At 64.8% G+C, this 352-nt stretch carries 1 protein-coding gene; it reads left to right on the top strand.

Annotated elements, in window-relative coordinates:
• Positions 1–8: 8 nt before the first annotated feature.
• Positions 9–352: hypothetical protein (locus ACG2LG_RS24355; RefSeq protein WP_396263520.1), on the top strand; the 344-nt coding region annotated here is incomplete at its 3' end.

The following is a 352-nucleotide window of genomic DNA, read 5'->3' on the forward strand; positions in this document are numbered from 1 at the left end:
AAGAATTCATGGAGGCGCTCTTCGCCTTTGTGAGTCGGGAGCAGCAGGATGCCTTGGACGCGCGGATCCGCGAATGGGAATTCATCCGCAGTCAGTCTGGCATCGGGCCGAATACGGTGAGGCCGCCGGGTTTCAACGAGGCGCTGACCCTCGGGTCCCCCTCGGCAAGTCCCCACTTGGTGGACGCGAATGCGGGATTCCTGTTGCCCATCGGAGCCGGAGCGTGGGCGGTGCAGGGCGGGGTTCGCGGCTTCCAAATCGCGAACTTCATGCGGGCGGGCTACAGCTTCAACGGGGCGCGAGCGCTGCACGCCGTCGGCACCGAGCTGCGAACTGGAGGCATCTTATCCCA

The sequence above is a fragment of the Haloferula sp. A504 genome (assembly GCF_044385805.1).
Lineage (GTDB): Bacteria > Verrucomicrobiota > Verrucomicrobiia > Verrucomicrobiales > Akkermansiaceae > Haloferula.